Consider the following 26,204-nt stretch of genomic DNA (forward strand, 5'->3'; position numbering starts at 1 on the left):
CGGTGCGGCGATAATACCGTCCAGAAGCTAAAAATTAACATTTAGATTAAACAATCACTACTTAAGGTTAATAGTTAGAGAATCTTTGGTTAATACGGCAAGTACACCTTTGCGGCTAACTAATACTTAAGAAATGTTGACTTTATACAAAACTATCCTGCAAAAAATATGCCTGTTGGGCATAGCCTGCTTCCTGTTGGTTACAACGGGCCAGGCGCAAACTAACCTGGCCGGTATTTCCGGCAAAGTATCCGGACCTGGCGGCGCACTTTTATCCAACGCAACCGTTACGGTAAAAAATGAGTCGACCGGGTTCATGATTAAAACTACAACCAATTCAAAAGGAGCTTTCCTTTTAAAGGAGCTTCCCCTCGGTTCGCCCTATAGCATTACTGTTGAAGCTATGGGTATGGCGCCGCAAAAACAAACCGACTTTGCCCTTAACCAGGGCGACCTGCTACAGGTTGCGTTTGTGATGGAAGACAAAGTTCACGAGCTTAACGTGGTCGAAATTAAATCGGCCACCACGCGCAACAGAATAGAAAACATAGGCTCGTCTACAGCCGTTACTGCTAAAGACATCGCGAAGCTGCCTGTAAACGGTCGTAATTTTACCACCCTGGCAGATTTATCGCCACTTAGTTCGGGCGGTAGTTTAAATGGCCAGCTGGCATCGGCAACCAATTATACTATTGATGGCATGGCGGCACGCGGAACCATTTCCGGCGGGCAGCCAACCGGCGCCTACTCTATATCGCTGGAAGCCGTGCGCGAATTCCAGGTGGTTACCAATGCCTATGATGTTACTTACGGTAATGCCGGCGGGGGTACCATCAGTACGGTAACCAAATCGGGTACCAACGTACTTTCGGGAAGCGCTTTTACTTATGCGCGTGCCAACTGGCTTTCAAGCCCCTATGGGTTAAATGGGTTAAAACGTAACCAGGCGTTCTCTACCTATCAATACGGGTTTTCTTTGGGCGGCCCCATCGTTAAAGATAAGGCGCAGTTTTTTATCGCCTGGGACCACCAGGCAGATTCGCGGCCATTGTATATAGCTAATATTCAATCTGCCGATGATGAAAAACGTTACAACGTAACCCAGGCCACATTGGATAACTTTTTATCAATAGCACGCACCAAATACGGTGTTGCAAATTCGCCGCAGGTGGGGCAGTTTGATAAATTTAAAAATACCCATGCGGGTTTCGCCCGGATTGACTGGCAGATCAACGCCAAAAACTTATTCACCATTCGCGATAACTTTATTTACGACCTGGATAATCAATCGGATGGCGATAACACCGCCATTAACATTTACGAGGTGTATAGCACCCGTAAAAGTTTGAACAATAGTGTAATGGCCTCGTTGCGCAGTATCCTGAGCCCTACCTTAACCAACGAACTGAAAGTACAGCACTATTGGGAATACAATAAAATGTTTGCCAACAGCCAGCTGCCTGCCGACAATATTCCGCGCGCTATAGTACAGAATATCTCTTCAGTAGCGGCAAACGGATCAACCTATTCAACGGCCATACAATTGGGCGGGCAACGTTACGGCGGCGATTATTTTAACAACAACGTAGCACAGCTTACCGATAACGTATACTGGACGAAAGGAAAATTTAACTTCACTTTAGGAGGCGGCTTGTCATTTACCAACCAGAATTCCATTTATGGCAGCGAAACCAACGGGCGTTTTTATTTTACCGGGCTAACCAATTTCAATAACCTTACACCTTACCGTTTTGCCAGGGATATTTATGTTTCGGCAGATCATAATATCAAATTTAATATTCTTGCACCTAACTTGTATGTGCAGGCCCAAACCACGTTATTTCCCGGGTTTGATTTAACCGCCGGTATCCGTGCCGATTATACCGATTACCTTGATAAGGCGAATTTTAATGATGTAGTTTACCGTACATTGGGCTTAAACACATCTAACAAGCTGGCTACCCTGCAAATTCAGCCCCGTTTACAGGCAACCTGGGATTTGGGGCAGAACGGGAAAGATATCGTGAGGTTTGGAGGCGGCATATTAGGATCTGCGCTTAACCCGTATTCCATGATTAACAATATGTTGTTTGATGGCTCGCATATTCAAAGCGTTGATGTAACCGGTAGCCTGGTGCCAACGCCAAATTTTCCGGCTTATCGTAAAGATCCGGCGACAGCGCCTGGCCAGGACCTGCTCAATAACCCCACCATACCAAAGATGGCAACCATTAACATGAACGGGAAAGATGCCAAAGTACCTACGGTTTACAAGGCCAACGCCTCGTATTCGCACTTTTTTGCGCAAAACTTTCGTGTTACCGCCAGCGCTTACCTAAGCCTGGGCCGTAATAACTACACCTATGTGGATAAAAACATGGTAGATGAACCATATTTCCGCATAGCGGCCGAAGATAACCGGGGCGTATACGTTCCGGCAGGTACAATTAACGCCGCAAACGGATCGGCCGATTGGACACAAGGCCGCAAAACAACCGAAGTTGGCCGGGTGCTGGAACTGGAAAGCCTGGGAAAAGTAAACCAGGTGGCATTTGTTATCGATGCCGACTACAGGTACTATAAACAGGGCGAAGTGTCTTTCTCTTACACCTGGAACCAAACTAAAGACAATACCTCGTACAACGGAAACGTGGCAAACACCGCAACCCTGGTACAATATGTAAAAGACGATCCGCGTAACCTAAGCAGCATGAACTATTCGGATAACCAGTTTCGCAATAAGGTGGTGTTTTATGGCAGCTCGCCAACATTTCATGGCTTTAGCGCTGGTTTACGGTTCTCGGGCATAAGCGGCACCAGGTATTCTTTAACGGTAAACGGCAACGTAAACGGCGATTTTGTGGCCAGTAATGACCTTGCTTACATCTATAATCCTAACTCCGCATCTACGCCGCAATATTTAAAAGATGGTATCAATGCGATATTGAACAACCCCAAGGTTGAAAAAGGGATGAAAGATTACATCGAGAAAAGCTTTGGCAAAATAGCCGAGCGTAATGGTGGCGTAAACCCGTTTTACGGTGTAATAGACCTGAGGCTGATTAAACGGGTACAAATCCTAAAAAAACAATACCTGGAGATATCAGTAGATCTGTTTAACGTGAGCAATTTAATCGACAAAAACTGGGGCGTAAATCATAATCTTGGTACTACGTCAATTTACACCATCAAAAGCTTCGACGCTGTAAATAAACAATACGCCTATACCGTAAACACCAATGCAGGTGTATCCGGCTTAAGCGGTAACCCATACCAGTTCCAGGTAGGGTTACGATATGGGTTTTAAGTAAACTATATAAGTTCAGAATGGCAATGCCCTGCGATAGCGAAAAGCTGTTGCAGGGCATTGTTTTTTGGTGGCTGTGCTGTTGGTTTCAGGAATGTATGATCAGGAATGGCGTTTATCGAATGGCGGCGACGACTCACCCCGACGACCCCGATAAAATATCGGGGCGTCTTCCCCTCTCTCCGACTGCGGTGAGTGTTGCACAACTAAGCGTATAAGGCACGGAGGTTCAAATCTTGTCGATCAACCTCCTGAGATTTTAATATCCAGCTATTGCCAAAAGCAAGTTAGTCGATATTCAAATCTCAGGGCGTCAAAATGCCATAAAACATGCACTTTTTTTTGAGCGTTAGTTGTGCAACACTCACCTGCGTCGCATAGAGGGGCAAAAAGATAAAAAAATGTGTTTCACCCTCTTTGCGGCGTAAGCCGGAGGAGGGTCGGCCAGCGTAGCGTAGCCGGGGTGAGTCGTCGCCAGCGTTTAAAACCAGCGCTATAGAAGCGCCCTGATTTTATTCAATACCGCTTCTGTATTTAGCCTGTGGTCGGTGTTTATCACCGCACCACTTTCGGTTGGCTCACGGGAGCCCCTGTGTTATATTGGGTTTGCAACTAAAGCATATGTGAACTACAAACCTTGGTTGGTGCGGTGATAACGCCGACCAGAAGCTAAAAAGAACTTCGTGCTAACCCACCATCCCACCAATGACTAATGATTATCCAACCAATGAGCTAATGAACCAAGGGGGCGTTGCCTTCGGCCCGTGCTGTACGTTCATACTGCGCAGGCCTTAGCCGCATTGGCCGGTATCTACTTCCATCACTAACGCGGGCTGTGGGGGAGATTTTTGATGTATGCTACAAATGAGCGTTGCGATTTGCATGCAGGCCACAAGGGAGACCCTCAATGCTATTAAGTTAAGCGTTTTTTCGCGCAAAGACGCAGAGCCGCAAAGTGGTTTGCTTATTTTTTCTTAGCGTCTTGGCGTCTTTGCGCGAAACTGAAATTTTAATATTTTCCTTGACTGAATAGCATTGGAGAGACCCTTGCGGCAGCGGGGGGCGCACGATTGGCATAATTGATAAGTTATCTCCTCAATAAAATGTAACTTAGATGAAGTAATAAATTTATGTTTTTTCAAAAGCGATTAATATCGATACTTATTATTACGCTGGTGCTATCTGCCACTAAAATCCTGAACGCTCAAAGTAAAATGGCAGCATATCCATTAAGCTACTCCAGGTGTATTTATGCAGGAGACGCGATTTACATTATTAATCCAGGATATGTAGTTTACCAGGATTGTAACACCAGGACAATACTACATCCCGATATGGTATCTTTTAAAACTATGGAATGGCGGGAAGCCGCCAGATTTGCCATTGATAAAAACGGGGTATATTTTGAAGGTAAGTTAATTAAAACAGATACCGCCGGATTTGAGCTCATAAGGGGGAACTACGAGAAAAGTCATTATATATGGAAGACCAAACGGGTGGTGTATGATAATCAATCCGAAATAAAAGATGCTGACGCGTCGACTTTTATTGCCTTAAATGGCAACGCTACTTATTTTAAAGATAAGAATTCAGTTTATTATTTAAATAAAAGAATTCCAATGGCCGATGTCAAAAGCTTCAACGGATTGTATGATAAAGCCTGGACTTACAGCGCTGATACGGTTTTGACCTATCATGGTAAAAAGCTGCATTCGATTAATCAATCACTTGCTAAAACCGATGATGAGGTTGTCTATCTGCCTAAAATGACGATTGTAAAAAGTATAGATCTGCAATCGTTGAAAGGGATATCATCCAGTTACAGTGCAGACCGTTATCACGTTTACTGCGATACAACGGTTGTTGAAGGAGCGGAATACCACCAGGAGCTGGTAAAAACATGGGAGCAGGTAAATACCGTAATTTTAACAGATGGCCATCGGTTTTATCTGCATGATACGCCTTTCGAGAGCGGACTTGACCCAGCAACTTTTCACATGTTTAGGTATAGCGACTTGTTTTATGATAAAAATGGTGTTTATTACCGGGGGTGGGATGACAAAGCAAAAAAAGTAATTGCCATTAAATTTCCCTTTAATTACACCGTGCCAGTAACACCCGATAATACTTTCCTGAGTGAAAACTCCCTGTTTCTCATCTATGCCAAACAAGTTTATGATCGCAACAAACGCCAGTTTGTAACAGGGTTAACAAATAACGAAATAGAAAAGTTAAAATCGATGCCGTCCCGATATTATTGGAGTGGCCCGCTTCTGGATATATTATACGACAAGGTAAGGTTTTTGAACAACGACCTGATTGCTAAAGACCGCCATCTTTTTTACAGGGATACCGCCATTACAAACTTCGATGCCCGTTTTTTATCGTACATCGGCAACAATTACTACAGCTATAAAAATAAAGTTTTCTTTTTTAATCAAACCAAGCTTGTTCCATTGCCCGGTGCCGACTTTGCCACTTTTAAAACTGCTCCGTACCTTACGTATGATAAATACAATGTGTATTTTGGCAGCACGCCTGTCATTAAAAGCAATCGTATTGAGTTGCTCGCCATTTTTGCAGGCCCCCGTTATGGTGGCGACGAGGGTATGTATATTATCAACTGGTATCTATATCACAACAGCAAGGGATATTGGATTAAACAAACTACTAACGCGCCGGCTAAATTCATCGGGAAAGCAATAGATCCTAAAATTATTGAACTCCCACAGGGATTTAAGTTAGCAGGACAAAAATAAGAATGCTTTGTTCTTGGTGTTACCCCCCCCCCTTGGCGCAAGGTCTTGAGCGTAGGAAATGCGGCATGGAGATTTGTGCCTTTTCTAAAATCGAAAATTGTGGCCGAGGATTACGACATGGTTAGATGCTTTACAAGAGGCAGAAATGAGATGCCCGCAGGCTGCCGCACAACACTTGCTCCAAAAAGAGGGGAGTTTCGCCAGCGGAAAATTATGCGTGCGCCAGCTTGGGGTCAGATCAGATATGTGCCATCCCAGACCCTGCGATAAGCATCATACCATCCCGTGCACAGCATACTGACCAGCTCCAACTTTTCTGAATAGGGGCCCTTTTTAGCGCAGGTCTTGTGCTGGGGCAGGTGCGGTAGCTGACCTGTGCTTGCGATTTGAATGGCTTACAAAAGTCACAAGTGAGCCGCCCGCAGGCAGCCGCACAGCACTTGCGACAAGGGGGGAATATATTGCTAAACTTCTAACGCAAGTTTTAAGTGTATGCATTCACTTGACAAATAAATTATATATTCACTAAATATTAATATAGACCCTAACCATTACATGATAATATCGCAATGAAACAATCTTACTCACGTCCTCTCAATGACGATGAAGCTGTTGAGCATTTCTTGTATAAGCAGTTAAATTACAGGCAGCCTAAAGACATCATTCCTATGATCGTTAAAGGTGAAATTGCGTTGCCGGGTTATGTAGATTTTCCTACATCCACCAGTAGAAAATTCCGTGTCAGTGAATGCAGGGATGATGAACCTCGATGGAGTATTAGGAGCCGGATAGTTGAAGAACTTTTCTGTTTACAAAGAGAGGATGACGACGATAAAATAATTCTGGGTAATGGTGGCGCGGTTCCAGCCAATGGAATAAAGAAAACCGGTCAGGCGATAATAATAATAGGCCTTCCGGCTTCGGGAAAATCCTCCATTGCAAGTAAAATTGCTGAAGAATATGGGGCCTATATTTTAGATTCTGACTTCGCCAAAAGAAAGCTTCCCGAATTCAACAATTACGAATGGGGTGCCTCATTGGTTCACGATGAATCAGACCAAATAATTTTCGGATTCGAGGATAAGCCTGATGATTTTAAATGTTTATTTGATAAGGTTAAGGCAGACCAAAGTAATCTGGTCATTCCAAAGATCGGACAAAAAGTAAGCAGTATAAAAGTTCTCGTTAAAGTGCTTAAAGATTTGGGATATGAAACCCATTTAGTACTTGTTAACTTAAAAAGAGAATTAGCAACACTCAGGGCAGCGGAACGATACCGAAAAACAAAAAGATATGTCCCTCTCGGGCTGATCTTTGACGGATACGGGAATGACCCTATTCTTACATATTATATTTTGAAATCTAAAGAAAAAGGGTTATTTTCGAGTTTTGGCGAGCTTTCAACGGAAGAAAGACCGGCAAAGATAACTGATCTCGAAAACGATAGTCCAGTAAAATTGTTCGAATAAGGTTGGGTAAAATTGGGAACCATGAATAAAAAAAGTGTTTACAAAGTAAAAAGGATACTGATGAATGCATCAGGATCGACATTTGCAGTTCCAACTCACAAAGTTTATGCAGTCTTAGATGGCCACCGCGCAAGTGTTGTTGGAAAAAGAAATGCAACTACGGAAAAAATTACAGAAGTAAACAAAATCATTCAAGCAGTCGACAAGATTTATAATCAAGAAACTGAGGACATAGAACGATTTGCAAGGATTTACGGTAAGAAATAAAGTTTCAACCCTTTTAATCTATTTTCGAACAATAATCCTTTTCAGTTTTGGCCGGTATCCTCGTCAAAACGTGCAGCTATACAAATGTTGTTTTTCGATAATGATTAGCCAGTTGTTGGTAGCAATATCAAAACGAGCCGAGCTTTTTACTATAGGCGAGGATGACTTGGTTATTACAACATGATTAGTTTGCCATCTCAGAAGTGATTCTCCCAAGTGCCGCCGCACAACCCCCCTTGGCGCAAGTCTTGCGGGCTGGAAATGCGGGCAGGGGGACTTGTGATTTTCTTACTAAATTCCTGTATTTAGTAACAGCACTCAACTTCCATTAAAATACCACCTTTTTCCTCGTAATTACCGGCACTGCTGTAAAGATAGTCGGCAGCTTCAGCAACCAGACCTGCTTTAACAGGGTTTTGATGAATGTATTCTAATTTTTGTGAAAAAAGATTAGAATTCGGATGCAACTCAATTGGATGATTTTCCTGTTCCCAAAATTGATAATGAGTGTTGTTACCATTTGCCTTACCGGCATCTCCAAATATGCGAAGCATCCAATTTCGCCTGCTTTCTGACCGATTACCGATTATTTCCTGAATAATTTTTACCGAAGAAAACTTTTTCATATCCCGCATAATTGCTGATAAGCCTTGTTTTCCTTTACTGCTTATAATTAAATGCACGTGGTTACTCATAATCACGTAGCCATGAATGACTAATCCCTTTTCTCTGATACAATGTCGAAAACTTTCTATTAAAATATCCCGATAAACCTGGCGTGTAAAAACATCTACCCACTCTACAACGGCAAAAGTTACAAAGTAAATCCCCTCGGGATTAGCGAATTTATATTTGGTGCTCATGCTTTAAAAATAGATGGTGCTCGTTATAAAAGCAACAATCAAATCCGTTAAAGAGCAAATAATTTTCAAGTCACAAGTATATCTTTAGCGCAGGTCTTGTGTCGGGGCAGGTGCGGTAGCTGACCTGTGCTTGCGATGTGAATGGCTTACAAAAGTCACAAGTGATCCTCCCGCCTGCAGCCGCACAACACTGCGCCAAAGGGGGGGTGGTAGAAATTTCGATTGCTAGCATAGATTTATTTAATATTATTGTATTTTAGACAGATTATGTTAGAAATAATCCCTAAACTTATCCATGTCAGACATTTCTTTTCAGCAAGCCGCCCTTATTAGTTTCTTTCGTACACCCAACGGATCTGTCAATCACCTTAATTCACTGTCACGCTTAAAATCAGATTTCAGTTACCCAGAAAAATGTTATGTGGTCGATAGGCTACCCGAAAGACTTCAAAATATGGTTTATGGAATTCCATTTCCAAAAAACTTCAGTGAACTCGGAGACGGGTATTCTACATTCGGATCAGACGACCTAATTAAAGAGATGAACTGGGCGCTGTTGACAATCAGAAAACATTGTCACGAATTTATTGACTTTATACAGCTGAAAGCGGATTTCGAGACTGCTTTTATGAAAGCTTACTATCGTGATGCAGACATCATTCTCGACAAGATCGAGTATCGCTACGGTCAATCGATGTGGCTGATAGAGGTTCGATTGCTCTTAAAGGAGATCGATAAAGGATTGGCTGAAAATAAGCTTTATTTGAGTGAGATCACTGAGGTAAAAGGCGGACACTTCGTTTCAAGCATAGCGGATCTTATGAGTAAAAAGGTGGAAAAAGAACGATCTACCAATCGTTATGCTATTGAATTCAAAAATTTAATGAGCCGATCTACCTTTGGTGCAAAAAACACTGAATACTATTTTTTTAAAGCCAATATCTATGGTTTGGTCAATTATAATTATCGCCCGACCATCCTCGCTGTTGAACAAAAAGTAGCATTGATTGATAGATACTTAACATTGTTGACTTGCTTACGCCAACACATTGCAAACGATACCCTTTCGGAAAGCAATAAACGCGAACTGTCTGGGCGTATTTATTATTTATTTAGGAAATTAAGAGACCCGCAGCTAATCAAACTGCAGTCAGTTCTCATCGACTTTTTCCCAGAAACCCTGTCAGCTGATGAAAAATGGGCTCACCAAATTATCAATTATTATACCGCTGGCAACTATGACCGGGTTATCGAAGAATGCCAAGACTTTCTTAAAGACCATTGGCAGAACTTTGACGTATACCACGTCTATTGCAAAGCTCTTGTCAATTCAGGAAAGATTTTTTCGCCTCTGCCCGGAAATGAGACTTTTATTAACGAGATATTAAGGAATGTATATGGACTGATAAAAAATGAAGATGACCCAGAACTATATGTCCGTGTATTGAATAAAATAGCTTTACAGCTATCATCCTTCAGCATAGGCGACCAAATCATGAATTTTCTATATTTGGAAACGGACAACGATGGACAATATTTCAAGCAAAGTATGCTGCGCTCTCCGTTGTTTCTACCTTCGATGGGGCGATACACCAATGAGAAGACCTTTGCAATAAAATATTTTGACCACTATAAATTCCTGCTCGGCAACCAAAACGATTTGACGATCAATTTTTTACAAGCCGTTGCAGAAAAAGACCTCAATAAAATCAAGGCATTAGCTGTCCCGGATTACAGGAAGTTGTTCTACGAAGCGTTGGTTTATGAGAGTCAAGAACAATTTGAAGATGCGATAGCGGTATGGACGCACCTGAAAAATTGTTATTCGGAAATATCACATATTTTCAAAGCAACTGTTGAACATCTTTTCTTCTGCTACTTAAAGACGAAACATTTTGAAGACGCGCTGATAATCTATGTCGATGCATTTTTTACCAATCCTTATTGCATCATTCGATTGCGGACCGAAGCTTTGGAAGAAGAACTTCGGAAGTCAAAGATGCGTTCGGTTGAAAAGACAATCAACCTGCCGCTGTTTTTCGCCATAGCCAATTCTAAGAAGACCGTTCTCAGCAACGCGGTTGAACTATACTTTAAGAAATGTGGTGTCGTAACGCCTAGCCAGTATACGGAAGGGCTGAACGAGGGTACGGTGACGGAAACAGACACGATTAAGGTTTTTTATTTCTTGCAGAACGTTTGCACTATGTCGTTATTCACGCACATGGTCAAGATTAAGGGCTCGAAAAACAAGTTGCAAGAGCGGTTAAATGTCTGTATTTATTTGTTGAATAACGAGATGGTAGATGCCGACGCATATATCGATGAGATTGACGACATCGAACGCGAGTTGCTAATACAGGAGGGGCTTCAAGAATACGATGAAAGTAAGATATTCATCAATGACAAAATGATCAAAGAAAACCTGCTCAAAGAACTGGAGGCAGATTATAATCGTTATCGAAAATACGGCAGCCTTTTTAAGCAATACCCGCGTATCAAAGTCTTGATCAATACCGCCCTATTCGATATCGATGCAGATAGAAAACGCCCCTTGGATAGCGCCGTGTTTTCGGAGGATCCGTTGTATGACCAGTTCAAACAAATGTTCCTCGAACTGCGGGACAAATTTCTATTCAGCCAGTACGGCCTAATGGAATTCCTCAGCGGCCGCATCCGTCATGGTGTATTTAAAAGTGAGATACGTCCTAAATTCGAAAAATTAGAGTTGATCACAGAACGTGATGCAAACACCGGCGTTTACAAACAAAGCGAATACTGGAAAGCCAAGCTCGACCACTTACCCCCAAACATGCTGGGTATTATACTTACACTCCAAACAGCTTTTTCTAAGAAAATAGACGACTTGATTGAGGATGACGCTTTGAAAAAATATCTTCAGATAAAGGTAGAAAAGAAAAATATCGATGGATGGTTCGATTATGAGTATCCTGACTTCGAACTTGCTGTTATTTATGCATCCATTCAACAAAAAATACCATTCGATCAGTTCGTAGATAAATGTTTCGCGTTTCTGTATGTCAAGACGGACGCTAACCTAGCGGATATTCGGCAGAAAATCACGGGTGAGTATAGCGAAAAATTCGAGACAGTTATTTCCGAATTTGAGATATCTTTGCGGGAACTAGTCAACGAAAGCCACATCCATGAATTGTTGACCAAGATCAACGACATCAAGGCCATTGTTCAGAATGACCTGAATAAAGTAGCGACTTGGTTCAACAGGAGCGGTAGTGTAACAAGAGACTTTGTGATCGACAAGATTATCGAAATGAGCCTCCGCCATACCAACCGTGGCTATGCAAAAAAAGAAATCTCACTGACCCGCCACAACGGCTGTGATCGGTGGTTCAAAGGCGAATTTTATCCTTATTTTATCGATTTGATCCGCGTATTCTTTGTCAATATTTTGGAACACAATGACGCCATCAATGGACTGATACCGGCGGAACTAACCATCACTGAGCAATGGCCCATACTCAAAATATCTATAAGTAACGAGATCAGCGAGACAGGGAACGAATGTGCGACCATGCACTACGCAAAAGTGGATGAAGGTCGATCCCAAACAGAAGGAAAATCGGGTTTCCCCAAGGTCAAAAGGATACTCAAGTCTTATTTGGGCGACAATTATGACGATAATCATTTAGAATTTTCCGATCGTAACGATGACAAGTATGTTGTCGACTGTTACATAAACATTGAAGATCTCGTAGTATCATGAACATCCTAATAGTAGAAGATCTTGAAGTCAAGATCGAGGAATTGAGTAATTACCTGGCGTCACTTATACGAGATGTCAAATTAACGGTCAGAAAGTCTTACCAAAGCGGGCTGGAAGAGATCGTGGATAATCACGAGGATTATGACCTCATCCTGCTCGACATGAGTATGCAGAACTATGACACCTCGAAAGACGAATCAGGTGGCGACCCTATCAACGAAGTGGGGTTACATATTCTCGACCACATGTATTTCAAAGACATCCAAAACAAAGTGATTGTTGTGACAATGTATGCAAATTTTGGGCATGAAAACTATAACCTGAACGATCTTAATAGCCGGCTTTACGCCGATTTCCCCGACAATTATTTGGGTTGTGTTTTCTTCAACGCAACCGACGGCAAATGGAAAGAAGATATAAAGAAATTGATTACTACAAATTTCACATTGAATGATTGAGATCCTAATTGTTGAGGACAATTCCACAAAGTCCGACAAAGTAAGTCAAGTAATCCAAGAGAATACCAAACAGGGCTCTTGCCGATTGACCATAGCGCGCAATATCAAGGACGCTAAGGGGATGATGTATGATAACGCTTACGATGTGGTCATTCTAGATCTTGTGCTTCCTGAAGACGAAGAAGATAATTTGCCTAAGGCCTCTAATGGCCTTGGGTTCTTGGATGACATTTATGATAATCCGCTTATCAATGAACCATCCCATGTGATCGGTTTAACAGCGGTCAAGGAGCTAAAACCGCAATTTGAGGAGAAGTTTCACAAGCATAAAAACCATTTGATAGATTATCAAGAGGAATCGTTCAACTGGAAAGATCAAATGAGAAACTTCATCTGGCGACATTTGGAGGAGATATCGAAAAAAAAACCTAGCGGTTTGGAACACGGCTACGATATCGCGTTGATCACCGCGCTCGACAAAGAACTTGAAGCAATAAAACAATTACCAGTTAGTTGGAAAAAGGTAGAAGGCATCGAACATGATAAAACGAACTACATCGAAACTACCTTTCAAAACGAAAAGAAATGCCTCCGTGTGGTTGCCGCCTCTTGCCCACAAATGGGCATGAATGCCGCTGCCGTGCTTGCAATGAAACTAATCCAAAACTTTAAGCCCAAGTACATCATCATGACCGGCATCATGGCCTCGATAAAAGATAAGGCCGCTGGCGAATTTGGTTTCGGTGATATCATTGTGTCAGACGAGTGTTGGGATGGAGGTGCCGGAAAAATGACCGAAGACGAAAATGGTCATAATGTTTTTCAGGCAGGCGCGAAACATCTAACTCTGGACACGGATATCAAAGAAATGATACGAGCTTATCAGGAAAAAACTGCCTTATTCAATGAAATTCGTGAAAAATTCCTGCCAAGACAGAAAGCTGTATTGGAGTTGCATATAGGTCCGACCGCGTCTGTCGCCGGAGTTATAGAGAACGGTGCAATAATCAAACAGTTGAAAGCGCATGATCGGAAATTACTAGGTTTGGAAATGGAAACATATGGGGTCTTTTATGCTGCCAATAATTGCGCCAATCCAAAGCCTATTCCACTATCAATCAAATCAATTAGCGACTTTGCAGACACGGCAAAGAATGACGAATATCAACGGTATGCCTGTTATACTAGCGCAAATTTCATGTATAAATTTGCACTAAATGAACTATAGTAGCAAAATTCTCCTCCGCTGGTGCACGCGTGTCGCGTGTAACCCGCTGATAGGTAGACGCTATGCTAAAACGGATTAGCAAAATGTAACGAAGGCCTCACGATACCCCCGCTGACAGGTAAATGTTATGCTAAAACGATTTTTATTTTCACTACCCGCAGTTCGCGTTAGGGATATTAGCGGATACCGGCCCGAGCCTAAGGCCATGTGCGCGTATGAGCGGTTAGCCCGGCCCCATTTCTACCAATGGGGCAACGCCCTTGTTTGGTAAGTGGTTGACTGGGTTGACTAAGTTGAAAGGCAGTATTTGGTGAGTGGTTGATTAGGTTGACTGGTTGATTAAGTTGAAAAGCGAGGCTTATTCTTTAACGCCTGTTAACCCAGTCAACCATTCACTCAATCAACCGGTTATGAACGTCTTTTTAACCCAATCAACCACTCACCTAATCAACCACTCACTAATAATAATACACATTCTCCTGCGCATGAGCGGTCAGCTTTTTTGAATCGGTAGCTGCCGAGAGGCCCTGCACCCAGATGGTGTTTAGGGTTTTGTTTTTGATGCGCACATCGGTAAGGGTATACAATACGGTAGCTGTGCCGGCCTTATGAATTTCGAAGGTGTAGGTGCTGCCGCCGGTAACGGTTACAAACGGGGTGTATTGTTTGTAGGTTTTTGCCGATGCCAGGGTAGCGCCGCCTTTAACAACCAGGTCGAGCGCCTGGTTATCGGAGCTCAGGTTCACAAAGCGGATGCCGGCCTTGCCTTCGGCAGGTACGCCTACCGAATCGGGGATAATGAGCATGCTGGGTGTGCTTACCACGTTGGCCAAAAATACCGAGTAAAGCCTATTGGCGGCAAAAGTAGCCGTATCGCTGATGATTTTTTGGTTGCTGGCGCCTACGTAAAATGTGATGGTACGTTTGCCGGTATAGGCATTAATGTAATCCAAACTTTCGCCGCTTGGGATGAAAAAATTATTGGCCCGGTTCTGGTCAAGGAAAAAATCGACCGGCTGCGCGTCGGGCGAGGCATTGATTGCCGAAACCAAAGCTATTTTAGGCGCTATGTATTGGTGGTTATCGTCGTCTTTAAGACAAGAGGTTAAAGAAACCGCAAGCAAACATATCATCCCGATCATGCCTGCCCTTTGTGTAAAAATTTGCTTCATAGTAATGGTTAGTAAGTCTATATAAAAACCATTACGGATGTTTTTTTGCAAACGCTACAGGCAAGAGATTTTGGGAATAAAGTTTGTGTGATAAAATTTGAAAAAAGTGGAATTTTTTTGACGAAAATGTTGTTAATAGTGCCCACTATTTTAACGATTAGTGATAAATTTTGTCAGGAATTAGCAGGTAGATGAAAGGATGCCGAGAGCGTACCGGGAGGTGCATAAAAAGGTACGCGGAGGGTATACAAAGGTATCCGCAGGTGGTGTTCGGCCCTCCCCGGCACCCGAATACTCCGAACACTTAACTGGTTGATTATCAATGCTAATTAAAATAAGGGCGCGTAAGTACCGAACGATTATTTAATTGATATTCAGATAGTTGTGGTTTATTGCTCCCCGAACACTTGTATTCCCACGCTAAAGCGAACACCTACTCATCAAATGATATTTCCACATCATCAGTAACCGGGTGGCCGGTGCAGGTAAGGATGAGGTGGGCGGCCTGGTCGGCATCGGTGAGCACGTCGTTTTTTACCATCTCTACTTTTCCGGTAATGCACCTGGCCGTACAGGTGGAGCATACCCCATTGCGGCAACTGTAGGGTAGGGGCAGATTGTTTTGGAGGGCGGCCTGCAATATGGACTGGTTTTCGCCCACGGGCAGGTCATGAACTTCGCCGTTAAATTTGATCCTGATGTTACGGGGGGCAAAATTGGTGGCTGTAGCAGATACTGCAACAGTCTCTAAAACAAAGTTTTCCCTGCGGATCTGGTTAGGGTCAATCCCCATATATACCAGCGCAAAGCGGATCATCCGCATGTATGGAAATGGCCCGCAGAGGTAAAATTCGGCCTTTTCGAGGTCTGAGGGCACTAATTGCCGGGTTAAGCTTTCCACTCTATCGGGATTCAGGCGGTTGGCTTCACTGCTCAGGAGGTGGATGATGTTAAATCTATCGGGGTGAAGGGCTGCCAGCTGGTCAAGTTCGCTTCTAAATAGTATGGAGCCGCCATCCTGGTTACTGTAAATAAGCGTTAACCTGCTTTTGCCCGGCCGGTTCAGGATATATTTTAGCTGCGAGAATATGGGGGTAATACCGCTACCGCCTGCAAAAAAGAGTATGGATTTATCTTGTTCATAGCTATTTACGGTAAACCTGCCTGCCGGTGCCAGGGCATTGAGCACATCGCCGGCCTTTATTTTGGTAAGCATAAAGCGCGAGATTTCGCCGTTGCTGATACGCTTTATGGTGATGGCAAGCAAAGGTTCGTCTGGCGACGAACTCAAAGAGTATGACCGGCGGATTTCCTCGTTACGGTGATTAAATATCAATGTCAAAAACTGCCCGGCTTTGTACGGCACAGGCTTGCCCGATGTATTGGACAGGTAAAAGGTAGCCGTATCTGGGGCTTCCCATTTTATTTGTTCAACTTTAAGCTTCAGTATATCAGTGGTCATACGGTACAAAAACGGCCCCGTTACATAGTACGGGGCCGTTTATATTTTAATGGGTAGCTTAAATTAAGCTATCGCTTTTGCATAAAGTTCGGCAACATGTGCCCAGTTAATCACGCTCCAGATGCCTGTTAAGTAATCAGGGCGGCGGTTTTGATATTTAAGGTAATATGCATGTTCCCAAACATCGATACCTAAAATTGGGGTGCCTTTTACTTCGGCAATGTCCATCAATGGGTTATCCTGGTTTGGTGTAGATGATACTACCAGTTTTTTATCGGCAGTAACAACCAACCAAGCCCAACCTGATCCAAAACGGGTTGCACCGGCTTCGTTAACTTTGGTTTTTAAATCGGCAATTGAACCAAAAGTGCTGGTAATTGCAGCAGCCAAAGCGCCTGTAGGTTCGCCGCCACCATTTGGTGAAAGCAAAGTCCAGAACAGGGAGTGGTTGTAATGGCCACCACCATTATTACGTACAGCAGGCGCGAATTTTGAAATATTTTTGATGATGTCCTCAATGCTGCTATCAGCTTCTGGCTTACCTTCAAGGGCTTTATTTAAGTTAGTAACGTAAGCCTGGTGGTGCTTGCCATGGTGAATTTCCATGGTTAGTTTATCAATGTGCGGTTCCAATGCATCGGTAGCGTAGGATAACGCCGGTAGTGTAAATGCCATAATTACAATTTTAAAGTTTAATGATTGTTATGTAACAAATATAAGAGTAGATTTTACTTTTTGTTCTAAAAATATTGTCAAGGTTGTGTCGTAAGAAAGTTCACAGGCAAGAAGTCCATGGTTCATCGATCATAGTTCATGGCCTGTGGCAATTTGTAGATAGAAAAGCTGCCATTAACTATGAACCATCATCCGTGAATAAAGTCACCAGAAAGTTCATGGTTCATCGATCATAGTTCATGGCCTGTAGCAATTTGTAGATAGAAAAGCTGCCATTAACTATGAACCATGAACAAAGTCACTTCCTCTTGCTCCTGAAAAAGTTCTTAACCAGTTCAGAGCATTCATTTTCACGAATACCGCCGGTAATAACGGTTTTGGGGTGGGTTATTTTTTGGTTAAGCCTGCCAAAGCCCAGCTTTACATCATAAGCGCCAAAAACTATCCGCGCTACCTGGAACCAGTAGGATGCACCGGCACACATCACGCATGGCTCCATAGTTACGTATAAAGTACAGCCCTGCAGGTATTTACCGCCCATGGAGTTTGCCGCCGCTGTAAGTGCCTGCATTTCTGCATGGGCCGATACATCGTTAAGGCGTTCGGTAAGGTTATGGCCACGGCCAATGATTTTGCCCCCGTAGGTTACTATAGCCCCGATGGGAATTTCATCTTCCTCCAGGGCATACCGGGCCTCTTTTAAGGCTTCGCCCATAAAAAAATCGTCGGGGGATATGGCGGGCTCGTCTTCGAAATTTATATACCTCATTTAAATTAGTTTACTGCCGTTGGGCACAGGTTTATCAACTGCTGCCAGTATAATGTCGCCATTTTCGTCGGCAAGGCCGGTTACCAGGAATTCCGACATGAATTTGCCTATCTGTTTTTTAGGGAAATTTATTACCCCCAAAATTTGCCTGCCTGCAAGGTTTTCCTTTGTATAGTGTTTGGTAATTTGCGCACTTGACCATTTGATGCCAAATTCGCCAAAATCAACCCTTACTTTAAAAGCCGGTTTACGTGCCTCGGGGAAATCGATAGCTTCTAATATAGTACCTACCCGCAGTTCTACTTGCTCAAAATTATGCCAGGTGATGGTTTCCATGGGGACAAAGGTAAAATAGAATCAAGAGACAAGAATCAAGAATTAAGACTTTTTTGTTGCGTTGCGCAACAGGTGAAACAGTAAAAAGTATTATCTGTTTAATAATCAATGTGTTACTAATTGTCATATTTTACAAAACGCAACAAAACCGAAACAAAAGGAGAGTTTAAAAATAGTGCTAACCCACCTTAGCACTATTTTAGAAACATATTATGGACTGATATTTTATATCGTTCTTGCTTTAATACGTTTCATGTATCCATGTCATCACCCTCACCATTTCGCCTCTGATATCTTTACTTGGCCGGGTAAAATTGTTGTTCATGAAAGCGAAAGCCAGGCGCCTGCCTTTGCGGGTTACCAGGTAACCGCTTTGATTGTGATTATTGGATAACGACCCGGTTTTGGCCCAAACAAAGGCCTTCCCGTTATCTGTTTTATAAGCGTTTTTAAGCGTGCCGCTTAGCCCTCCCGCAGGCATCAGGCTGTGTAGCAGGGTATCATTTTTAACTTCGTCGGCAATTTTGCATAGTAATTTTACCACGCTGCGCGGAGTAAACAGATTGTAGCGCGAAAGGCCCGATCCATCCACCCATTGCGGCTCATCGGGCAAATCATTTAAAAAGTTTTTCTTCGAATAATTGATCACCGAATCGGTGTTTAGCGTATTAAACTTTACCGACGAGCAAACCAGCAGCAATTGTTCGGCTATAAAATTATCGCTGGGCTGCAGCATCCGTCGGTAAACGGAATCGGCGTTGGTATTATAAATGGTTTTAGCCGAGTCGCTGATGGGTAAGTATGTTAGGTAAACAGTTTTTTTTAAGGTATCCTCCAGCAGTGCCTTTGTAAGCATGTCGCTTGTTTTCCATGGTACCAGTTGGTTGAATTTTTTAGGAATGTCTGTTTGCGGATAAGCAAACCGGTTAGTTAACAGGTCGCGCTGTACTCTAAACCCGGTAGGTTTAAATTCAGGGTCGCGGGTTAAAAATCTTTTAAAGTATTGCGGTTTTACCTGTAGGTTGCCATCGGCATCGCCATATAAAAACACTTCGTTATCTTCTATCGGGAAAGCACTTAATTCCTGCTGGTAATCGTCATTATAATCATCCCATCCCCAGCCCGGTCCAAAAATTTTACCGGTATAACCAGTGGCCGACCAATACAGGTTTTTGCTACTGTTTTTTAAAAAAGTTAAACCATTAATTCCCTTCAGATCGCTGTGTAAAAAGGATGGATCGCCGGTGCCCCAAAACAACAATGAATCATGGTGCACTTCGTACTTTAATGCCGGGATCGAATCGCCCAGCATTTTAAGGCAGGTATAAAAAGTAAATAGTTTGGTGTTTGATGCCGGGGTAAAATATTTATCAGAATTCAACTCAAATACCATCTTTTTTTGATCCATATCGTATAAAGCAAAACCGGTAAAATGATCATTGGAAACCTGCGATTGTTCAAACTGCTTTTTAATATTCCGTTTATTGATGGAATGGCTTTGAATACTGCAACTCCCCAATAATAAACCGCAAATGGTTATCAGAAACGTAAATGTTGTGCCCCGCATAAATATTTATTTATTTAACCAATTAATGTTGTAAATTTAATATTACCAATTATACCAAATTGTTACTTAAGCTATTTCATAAACTAAAGCATTTCCGGTCGTTGTGGCTCTTGTGCCTGCTGGCATTCTGTTTCACAACAGTCCATGCGCAGTACTTTGATTTAGATGCCCGCAAAAAAAAAGTAACCATACCTTTTAAGCTGGTGCGTAACCTTATGGTTATTAAATTAAGCATCAATAACAGGGGGCCATTTAATTTTATTTTAGATACCGGCGTTGGCCTCATGATTATCACCGACCCCAAGTTAGCCGATTCTATAAACATCCCCAATAAGCGCACGTTAAAAATACCGGGGCTTGGCGAAGGCGCCGATGCCGAAGCTTATGTAACCTCGGCCTTAAATATAGATATTCCGGGGCTGGTAAGTTATGATGTGGCAGCGGCAATATTAAAAAAAGATCTTTTTAGCTTGTCGGGTTATGCAGGCATGCCTATTCACGGGCTTATTGGTTACGAGTTTTTTAATAACCTGGCTGTTAAAATAGATTTTCAGGACAGCACGGTAACTGTTAGCCGCCCCAAAGACCTTAAAGTTTTCAGGAAAGGCACGCAGATACCCATAACCATTGAAGACAGAAAGCCCTATGTTGTAAGCAATGTGATACTGCAGGGCGGCAGGGCTGTAAAAAGCAAACTGATTATTGATCTGGGGGCCGGGCACCCGGTATCGCTCGAAAAAATTATACCCATTTATGGGCTGCCGCAAAAATTTATCGCGTCGGCTAATCTCGGTATTGGGTTAAACGGGCCCATTAACGGCTTTATCGCCCGCCTGGAATCACTGGAAATAGGTAAATTTAAAATAAAAGGTATCATATCATCCTTTCCCGACGATGGAAATAACCAAACCAGGCTATCAATACCCAGGGATGGTAACCTGGGCATTGGTGTGCTTAAGCGGTTTTCGGTTATATTTGATTATACGGGCAATTCAATGTATTTGAAACCTAATATGAATTTTAAAGAACCTTTTGAGCACGATATGAGCGGCATTGAATACTATGCTGCGGGAGTTAATCTGGATAGGATAATTATTAACCGCGTGGAGCCTGGGTCGGCTGGTGATGAAATAGGACTGGAGCGGGATGACGAGATAGTGGCCATTAACTTTAAGCCGGTGTCTAAAATGAGCCTGGAAGAAATTGATGCATTATTCCGCTCAAGGAACGACAGAAGCCTTTTGCTGGATGTTTTTCATGATAAAAAACTGGATAAAGTAGTGCTTACTTTAAAACGCAGGATTTGATGGTCTCGTTTTTATTTAATTAGGCCCCGATTTTATAAAAAAACCGTAAACTTTGCATAAGTTTACGGTTTAAGTAGACTAATTAATGAAGAAAAACCCTGTGGCAGGCCAGTTTATGCGCGGCACTGCGTTAATTTTATCCGTTTTGGCTGCCTCCTGCGCCACAAAAAAACAAACGGCAAATCAAACTTTAACCCTTAAAACAACAGCAGGCCCCGGTGGTACAACAGCTACCGCTACCGTTGGCGCCCCTAAAAAAGAGGGCATCAAGAAATTCAGCGACCTGATTACGGGTAAGATAAAAGCTGATAGCGGATTGTTTAATACCTATAAGGTTGATGGCAAGTATTACTATGAAATTCCGGATTCGTTACTAAGCCGCGAAATGCTTGTTGTAACCCGCTATGTAAAAACTCCGGCCGGTTTAAGAACATTTGGTCAGCAATACGGCGGCGAACAGCTTAACGAACAGGTTTGGAAATGGGAGCGCCATGATAAGCAGGTTTTTATTCGTGTACCCAGCTATAGCGTAAGGGCCGATAGTACATCTGATATGTATCAATCGGTTAAAAACTCAAACCTTGATGCAGTTTTGGCTTCTTTTGATATCAAGGCTTTTAATAAAGATACTACCGGGGTTTTAGTTGATGTAACAGATTTTTACAACGGGGATATTGCCGCGATAGGCTTATCTGACGATGTGAAAAAGGCCTATAAAATTTCGGGGGTTGATGGCGCGCGGTCTTACATAGATACCATCAAAAGCTTCCCGATTAACCTGGAAGCACGCACGTTAAAAACTTACCGTTCCGGCGAATCGCCAACCGATAATTCAAACGGCGCGGTAACGTTCGAGTTGAATACATCAATGGTATTACTGCCAAAAACACCGATGAAACCACGCATCAGCGATGCAAGGGTTGGTTTTTTTGGCCAGCGCCAAACTGATTATGGTACCGATAAGCAAAAATCGGAGGTTACAGCCTATATTCACCGCTGGAAACTGGAACCAAAAGACCCGGCAGCTTATGCCAAAGGACAACTGGTTGAACCTAAAAAACAAATTGTTTATTACATTGACCCTGCCACACCCAAAAAATGGGTTCCATATTTAATTGCCGGTATAAACGACTGGAATAAGGCATTTGAAGCCGCGGGTTTTAAAAATGCCATTATCGGTAAAGAAGCGCCTACAAAAAAGCAGGATCCTGAATTTAGTACCGAAGATGCCCGCTACAGCGTTATCCGCTACTTTGCGTCAGATGTTGAAAATGCTTACGGTCCGCACGTATCCGACCCACGAAGCGGCGAAATATTAGAAAGCCATGTTGGCTGGTACCATAATGTAATGAACCTGCTGCGCGATTGGTACCTGATACAAACTGCAGCTGTTAACCCGGCCGCACGCAAAGCCCAGTTTACCGACGAGCAAATGGGCGAGCTGATTCGTTTTGTATCATCGCATGAAATTGGCCATACGCTTGGTTTGCCCCACAATTTTGGTTCAAGCTATGCTTATGCTGTGGATTCGTTACGTTCAAAATCGTTTACGGATAAGCACGGTACCGCGCCATCAATTATGGATTATGCCCGTTTTAACTATATCGCCCAACCCGGCGATAACGTAACGCACCTTTATCCGCAAATTGGCGAGTACGACCTTTGGGCTGTAAAATGGGGTTATAGCTGGTTCCCCGGCAATAAAACTGCCGATGAGGAGAAAGATATACTGGCCGACTGGACAAACAAAAAAGCAGGTAACCCCCTGTACTATTTTGGCCGCCAGGGCACATCAATTGATCCGCGCCTGCAAAATGAAGATTTGGGCGATAACGCGATGAAGGCAAGTACTTATGGCATTGCCAACCTGAAACGCATTTTGCCAAATCTTGAAAAATGGACCTATCAAAAAAATGAAGACTATGGTGATGTAAGCGAACTTTACAACGAGGTTTTGGGTCAGTATTACCGTTATATGGGCCACGTAACCACCAACATTGGCGGCATGAACGAAAACTTTAAAACGTATGATCAAAAAGGCCCGGTATATGATTTTGTTGGTAAAGGCCTGCAACATGATGCCGTGGAATTTTTAAATAAACAAATATTTACCACACCTTACTGGCTCATTGATAAAGCCGAGCTGGGTAAGTTTGATAATGGTGTAATGTATAACCGCATTAAAGGAGTGCAGGTAGCGGTGCTTGGCAATGTACTCAGCCAATCAAGGCTGGCCCGCATGTATGATAACGAAGCCAAAAATGGTACTGCCGCTTATACCGTAGCCGACTTACTGAATGACCTGCGCCCGGCTATTTTTGCAGCCGGCAAGCCAGATGCGTTTAAACGTAACCTGCAGCGTGGCTATGTGGAAAACCTAAGGAGTTTATTGACCGATGATTTCAGGGGTTTCCCGGGCTTCCCACCCCAGGTATTGGCTTCATTTGGATTGACACCAATTAATATGGCATTATCAGATATAAGGCCGATGGTACGTGCCGAGTTAAAGAAAATTGACGCCGGCTTACCAAAAGGAGGCGACGCATTAACAGCTGCACATTATGCTGATTTAAAGCTACGCATAAAAGAGGCATTGAACCCAACAAGGCCAATAGTTAACCTGCCTGGCGGCGGCGTTATACGCGGCATTAATGGTGAAGAAATACCGAAAGAAAATACAGGTAAAGGATACCTTAATTGCTGGCCAAGAACAAATGTGGATAACTAATTTATCTTCCCAATAAAAATAGTCGTACAAAAAAGCCTGCTTAATATTTTAGTTAAGCAGGCTTTTTTTATGATTTTGGCATACGTTGATGCTAATCGAAATGTATTTTACTATTGAACAAATAGCGGCAATAAAGCAGCTTTACTTAAGCTGACTTATGTTTTCAAAAAATGCAACCTGTATATCAAGCAGCGATTTTACATTTATTTTTTCGCCATAGGCATCAAAGCAAAGAAATTTGGTACTTTCAGGATGATTTCTGGTGGCTTTTTCAAAAAAGTTGAAAGTTTCAAAAAAATAATGATTGATTGTAACATTATTTTTACCATTGGTTTGCGAGGCATTGAGCCTAAAGCCAATCGCATCCATCCAATTATGGACCCGTGCGTGTAAATTATTGCTGAGTTTGTTCATAGGTTAAATGTTTTTTAAGTATAACGAAATCGTTAAGGTTTTTGTTGCACTGTCTTTTCGACAATTGTTTAATAAACGCGTTGACAATCTTTTTGGCTAAAAAATTAATTAATAATAAAAAGAGTGCTTTGTGTCGCTATTTTTTGAAACTAATTATCCACATATCCGTACTAAAGCTACTATATACTACTAAAAAAATATTTTATGGGAAGACTACGACTTTTATTACCCGTTTTATTGCTTTGCATGATCAGTGTAAACTCATGCAAAAAGGATAAAACACCCGGCCCAACCGGGGCAACAGGTGCTGATGGGGCACAGGGGCCAAAAGGAGATACAGGTGCAACAGGAGCACAAGGACCACAAGGAGCAACAACGGGCATACCAGGCCCAACAGGAGCCACCGGCGCAACAGGAGCAACAGGTGCAACGGGAGCAACAGGCCCTATTGGCCCGGCGGGCCCAACAGGAGCCACCGGCGCTACTGGTGCAACGGGTGCAACAGGGGCTATAGGACCGCAAGGCCCAACCGGCCCGGCTGGAGCCACCGGCGCTACTGGTGCAACGGGAGCAACCGGCCCAATTGGTCCGCAAGGCCCGGCAGGTCAAACAGGAGCTACTGGTGCCACAGGAGCCACTGGTGCTACAGGAGCCACCGGCGCAACAGGTGCGGTTGGCCCCAGAGGCCCGGCCGGACCGACAGGCGCAACAGGTGCTGCTGGTGCTAATGGCAGTAATGGAACCAATGGTGCCACAGGAGCGACAGGTGCCACAGGGGCAACTGGTGCTACGGGTGCGCAAGGCCCGGCAGGACCGCAAGGCCCGGCAGGAGCCGATGGGTCTGTTAGCATAAAAAGTTATATAATTACCAACCAGAGTGTGAGCTCGGCTGCAGCAACTAAACTTAATGTACCGGCAATTACACAATCAATTGTTAACAGCGGGTTGGTATTGGTATATTTAAGGGTAACAGGAACCTCAAGCTTTTACTCCTTGCCTTTCATCAGAATTACCAATGCCATATACCAATCAGATGTGGGCCTGGGATTTGTAAACATTATAGCCAATTTCAACTCACCGGGCTACGATTTTAAAGTTGTAGTAATCCCTGGCGGTAGTGTAACCACTTTACAGGTTACCCACCCGGGCCTTAACTTTAAAAATTACAATGACGTTGCATCGGCATTAAACCTGAATTAATTAGAAACTGACTGATCTTATAATAACACCCAAGAGGCTGCTTTAAAAGGGCAGCCTCTTTTTATTTCAGAACGATTTTTCGTGACTTAAGTAAGGTAAGAGATAAGTTGAATATTTAAGAGGTATCAAGCGGCAATCGCTTTTAAAAACTGCAAATAAAAAATGGGCGTAAAATGGATGGCTTATTTCACGCAAAGGTGGTAAGAAGAAAAGGCGCAAAGAGATTTGCTTATTTTTCTTAGCTCCCTGGCGTCTTTGCGCTAAAAAAATGACCGACTTAATCAAATCCGATATCACTCAATGCAATTGTGACATAGAAACCGCCACCGAAATCTTAAAAGCGATTACCTGGGGGTATCAAATAAAAAACCGGTCCATAAATAATTATGCAAAAGCTTATTCACAATTCAGGTTTTAGTCAAAGTAGTGCCTTCAAAACTTCAGCTTAAAAGATGCTGTTTGCACTGCAGGGGAATAC

General features: G+C 43.0%; 18 protein-coding genes. 10 read left to right on the plus strand and 8 right to left on the minus strand.

Annotated features, from left to right (window positions below):
* Positions 1-133: 133 nt before the first annotated feature.
* From AC1RM2_RS18005 to AC1RM2_RS18020, 4 genes are all read left to right on the plus strand, one after another.
* Positions 134-3,307, plus strand: coding sequence for a TonB-dependent receptor (locus AC1RM2_RS18005; RefSeq protein WP_492986566.1), 3,174 nt, complete (start codon positions 134-136; stop codon positions 3,305-3,307).
* 1,130 nt (positions 3,308-4,437) lie between these two features.
* Positions 4,438-6,066 carry a DKNYY domain-containing protein gene (locus tag AC1RM2_RS18010; RefSeq protein ID WP_492986567.1) on the plus strand — a complete coding sequence of 543 codons (1,629 nt, stop codon included), beginning with the start codon at positions 4,438-4,440 and terminating at the stop codon, positions 6,064-6,066.
* A gap of 569 nt (positions 6,067-6,635) precedes the next feature.
* Positions 6,636-7,535 (plus strand): zeta toxin family protein, encoded by a 900-nt coding sequence (locus tag AC1RM2_RS18015; RefSeq protein WP_492986568.1) that lies wholly within the window; start codon positions 6,636-6,638, stop codon positions 7,533-7,535.
* Between the two features lie 21 nt (positions 7,536-7,556).
* On the plus strand, positions 7,557-7,802 hold the full coding sequence (locus AC1RM2_RS18020) for a hypothetical protein (RefSeq protein WP_492986569.1): 246 nt from the start codon (positions 7,557-7,559) through the stop codon (positions 7,800-7,802).
* A gap of 305 nt (positions 7,803-8,107) precedes the next feature.
* On the opposite strand, the gene AC1RM2_RS18025 is transcribed toward AC1RM2_RS18020, so the two are convergent.
* Positions 8,108-8,665: an REP-associated tyrosine transposase gene (locus AC1RM2_RS18025; RefSeq protein ID WP_492986570.1), complete on the minus strand. Its 558-nt coding sequence runs from the start codon at positions 8,663-8,665 to the stop codon at positions 8,108-8,110.
* Between the two features lie 295 nt (positions 8,666-8,960).
* Here AC1RM2_RS18025 and AC1RM2_RS18030 point away from each other — a divergent pair, with 295 nt between their 5' ends.
* Genes AC1RM2_RS18030 through AC1RM2_RS18040 form a run of 3 tightly spaced genes read left to right on the plus strand, consistent with a single transcriptional unit; the run spans position 8,961 to position 14,096 of the window.
* Positions 8,961-12,410: a hypothetical protein gene (locus AC1RM2_RS18030; protein WP_492986571.1), complete on the plus strand. Its 3,450-nt coding sequence runs from the start codon at positions 8,961-8,963 to the stop codon at positions 12,408-12,410.
* Positions 12,407-12,868, plus strand: a complete 462-nt coding sequence (locus AC1RM2_RS18035) for a hypothetical protein (protein ID WP_492986572.1) — start codon at positions 12,407-12,409, stop codon at positions 12,866-12,868. Before AC1RM2_RS18030 ends, AC1RM2_RS18035 begins: the two co-directional genes overlap by 4 nt.
* Complete coding sequence (locus tag AC1RM2_RS18040) at positions 12,861-14,096, plus strand: phosphorylase family protein (protein WP_492986573.1); 1,236 nt, start codon at positions 12,861-12,863, stop codon at positions 14,094-14,096. The genes AC1RM2_RS18035 and AC1RM2_RS18040 overlap by 8 nt, the downstream gene beginning before the upstream one ends.
* A 458-nt stretch (positions 14,097-14,554) precedes the next feature.
* Here AC1RM2_RS18040 and AC1RM2_RS18045 read toward each other — a convergent pair whose 3' ends face one another.
* The 6 genes from AC1RM2_RS18045 to AC1RM2_RS18070 all read right to left on the minus strand — a co-directional run bounded on the left by AC1RM2_RS18045 (position 14,555) and on the right by AC1RM2_RS18070 (position 20,077).
* Positions 14,555-15,268, minus strand: coding sequence for a DUF4397 domain-containing protein (locus AC1RM2_RS18045; protein WP_492986574.1), 714 nt, complete (start codon positions 15,266-15,268; stop codon positions 14,555-14,557).
* Positions 15,269-15,701: 433 nt separating this feature from the next.
* A complete protein-coding gene (locus tag AC1RM2_RS18050; RefSeq protein ID WP_492986575.1) occupies positions 15,702-16,730 on the minus strand; it encodes a 2Fe-2S iron-sulfur cluster-binding protein in 1,029 nt (342 codons plus the stop codon).
* Between the two features lie 63 nt (positions 16,731-16,793).
* Positions 16,794-17,405 (minus strand): superoxide dismutase, encoded by a 612-nt coding sequence (locus AC1RM2_RS18055; RefSeq protein WP_492986576.1) that lies wholly within the window; start codon positions 17,403-17,405, stop codon positions 16,794-16,796.
* 298 nt (positions 17,406-17,703) lie between these two features.
* A complete protein-coding gene (locus AC1RM2_RS18060) occupies positions 17,704-18,174 on the minus strand; it encodes a nucleoside deaminase (RefSeq protein ID WP_492986577.1) in 471 nt (156 codons plus the stop codon).
* Positions 18,175-18,510 (minus strand): tRNA-binding protein, encoded by a 336-nt coding sequence (locus tag AC1RM2_RS18065; protein WP_492986578.1) that lies wholly within the window; start codon positions 18,508-18,510, stop codon positions 18,175-18,177.
* 241 nt (positions 18,511-18,751) lie between these two features.
* Complete coding sequence (locus AC1RM2_RS18070) at positions 18,752-20,077, minus strand: D-alanyl-D-alanine carboxypeptidase/D-alanyl-D-alanine-endopeptidase (RefSeq protein WP_492986579.1); 1,326 nt, start codon at positions 20,075-20,077, stop codon at positions 18,752-18,754.
* Between the two features lie 59 nt (positions 20,078-20,136).
* On the opposite strand from AC1RM2_RS18070, the gene AC1RM2_RS18075 reads away from it, so the two are divergent.
* On the plus strand, positions 20,137-21,384 hold the full coding sequence (locus AC1RM2_RS18075) for an aspartyl protease family protein (RefSeq protein WP_492986580.1): 1,248 nt from the start codon (positions 20,137-20,139) through the stop codon (positions 21,382-21,384).
* 85 nt (positions 21,385-21,469) lie between these two features.
* On the plus strand, positions 21,470-24,112 hold the full coding sequence (locus AC1RM2_RS18080) for a zinc-dependent metalloprotease (RefSeq protein WP_492986581.1): 2,643 nt from the start codon (positions 21,470-21,472) through the stop codon (positions 24,110-24,112).
* 141 nt (positions 24,113-24,253) lie between these two features.
* Here the strand turns inward: AC1RM2_RS18080 and AC1RM2_RS18085 are convergent, their stop codons facing one another.
* The gene (locus AC1RM2_RS18085) at positions 24,254-24,526 is read right to left on the minus strand and encodes a hypothetical protein (RefSeq protein ID WP_492986582.1); all 273 of its coding nucleotides are present in this window, start codon (positions 24,524-24,526) and stop codon (positions 24,254-24,256) included.
* A 204-nt stretch (positions 24,527-24,730) separates the two neighbouring features.
* On the opposite strand from AC1RM2_RS18085, the gene AC1RM2_RS18090 reads away from it, so the two are divergent.
* Complete coding sequence (locus AC1RM2_RS18090) at positions 24,731-25,726, plus strand: hypothetical protein (RefSeq protein WP_492986583.1); 996 nt, start codon at positions 24,731-24,733, stop codon at positions 25,724-25,726.
* Positions 25,727-26,204: the final 478 nt, after the last annotated feature.

The sequence above is a fragment of the Mucilaginibacter sp. GW822-FHT03E02 genome (genome assembly GCF_058801545.1).

Excerpts from the sequence above, each read along its gene's own strand:
- AC1RM2_RS18005 (WP_492986566.1), top strand. The coding sequence starts at position 134 with ATGTTGACTTTATACAAAACTATCCTGCAAAAAATATGCCTGTTGGGC.
- AC1RM2_RS18010 (WP_492986567.1), top strand. The coding sequence starts at position 4,438 with ATGTTTTTTCAAAAGCGATTAATATCGATACTTATTATTACGCTGGTG.
- AC1RM2_RS18015 (WP_492986568.1), top strand. The coding sequence starts at position 6,636 with ATGAAACAATCTTACTCACGTCCTCTCAATGACGATGAAGCTGTTGAG.
- AC1RM2_RS18020 (WP_492986569.1), top strand. The coding sequence starts at position 7,557 with ATGAATAAAAAAAGTGTTTACAAAGTAAAAAGGATACTGATGAATGCA.
- AC1RM2_RS18025 (WP_492986570.1), bottom strand. The coding sequence starts at position 8,665 with ATGAGCACCAAATATAAATTCGCTAATCCCGAGGGGATTTACTTTGTA.
- AC1RM2_RS18030 (WP_492986571.1), top strand. The coding sequence starts at position 8,961 with ATGTCAGACATTTCTTTTCAGCAAGCCGCCCTTATTAGTTTCTTTCGT.
- AC1RM2_RS18035 (WP_492986572.1), top strand. The coding sequence starts at position 12,407 with ATGAACATCCTAATAGTAGAAGATCTTGAAGTCAAGATCGAGGAATTG.
- AC1RM2_RS18040 (WP_492986573.1), top strand. The coding sequence starts at position 12,861 with ATGATTGAGATCCTAATTGTTGAGGACAATTCCACAAAGTCCGACAAA.
- AC1RM2_RS18045 (WP_492986574.1), bottom strand. The coding sequence starts at position 15,268 with ATGAAGCAAATTTTTACACAAAGGGCAGGCATGATCGGGATGATATGT.
- AC1RM2_RS18050 (WP_492986575.1), bottom strand. The coding sequence starts at position 16,730 with ATGACCACTGATATACTGAAGCTTAAAGTTGAACAAATAAAATGGGAA.
- AC1RM2_RS18055 (WP_492986576.1), bottom strand. The coding sequence starts at position 17,405 with ATGGCATTTACACTACCGGCGTTATCCTACGCTACCGATGCATTGGAA.
- AC1RM2_RS18060 (WP_492986577.1), bottom strand. The coding sequence starts at position 18,174 with ATGAGGTATATAAATTTCGAAGACGAGCCCGCCATATCCCCCGACGAT.
- AC1RM2_RS18065 (WP_492986578.1), bottom strand. The coding sequence starts at position 18,510 with ATGGAAACCATCACCTGGCATAATTTTGAGCAAGTAGAACTGCGGGTA.
- AC1RM2_RS18070 (WP_492986579.1), bottom strand. The coding sequence starts at position 20,077 with ATGCGGGGCACAACATTTACGTTTCTGATAACCATTTGCGGTTTATTA.
- AC1RM2_RS18080 (WP_492986581.1), top strand. The coding sequence starts at position 21,470 with ATGAAGAAAAACCCTGTGGCAGGCCAGTTTATGCGCGGCACTGCGTTA.
- AC1RM2_RS18085 (WP_492986582.1), bottom strand. The coding sequence starts at position 24,526 with ATGAACAAACTCAGCAATAATTTACACGCACGGGTCCATAATTGGATG.
- AC1RM2_RS18090 (WP_492986583.1), top strand. The coding sequence starts at position 24,731 with ATGGGAAGACTACGACTTTTATTACCCGTTTTATTGCTTTGCATGATC.